Source organism: Paenibacillus sp. 05T425, from assembly GCF_056396205.1.
Genome location: NZ_JBFTLA010000069.1, coordinates 1 through 521, shown reverse-complemented (window position 1 = coordinate 521; position 521 = coordinate 1). Strand labels below are relative to the sequence as shown.

The 521-nt window shown below is 66.0% G+C and carries 1 protein-coding gene; it reads right to left on the bottom strand.

Features of this window, described 5'->3' with window-relative positions:
* Window positions 1–521, bottom strand: a 521-nt coding sequence (locus AC1DF0_RS32105) for an AMP-binding protein (protein WP_477577610.1), incomplete at both ends; no start/stop codon positions are given.

Sequence of the window (521 nt, the reverse complement as noted above, 5' to 3'; positions counted from 1 at the left end):
AGGGATTGGCTGCGCAGATCGAGACGGTCGAGCTCCAGCACCGGGACCGCATCATCCACCGGCAACTGCACAGAAACCGACGAATCGGTGATCAACAACGCCAGCCCCGAATCCTCGATCAGATAAGCCAGACGCTCGCGCGGGTAACTGGTGTCCAGCGGCACGTAGGCRCCGCCGGCCTTGAGCACCGCCAGCAGCGCGACAATCACCCCTTCGCTGCGCGGCAAGGCCACGCCGACCCGGCTTTCCGGGCCGACACCCCGCGCGATCAGGGCGTGGGCCAACTGATTAGCGCGTTGGTCGATGTCGCCATAGCTGAACCGCTGGCCGGCGAAAATCACCGCCGTGCGCTCCGGGCGCTGGGCGGCGAGTTCGGCGATGCGTTGGTGCACGGCGACATTCACCGGGTACGGCTGCGGCTGGTTATCGGCCTGTTGCTGCGCCTGTTCGGCGGCGCTGGCCAGGGCAATTTCACCAAGATTGCGTTCGGCCGACTCGGCGAACTGCTCCAACAGTTGCAG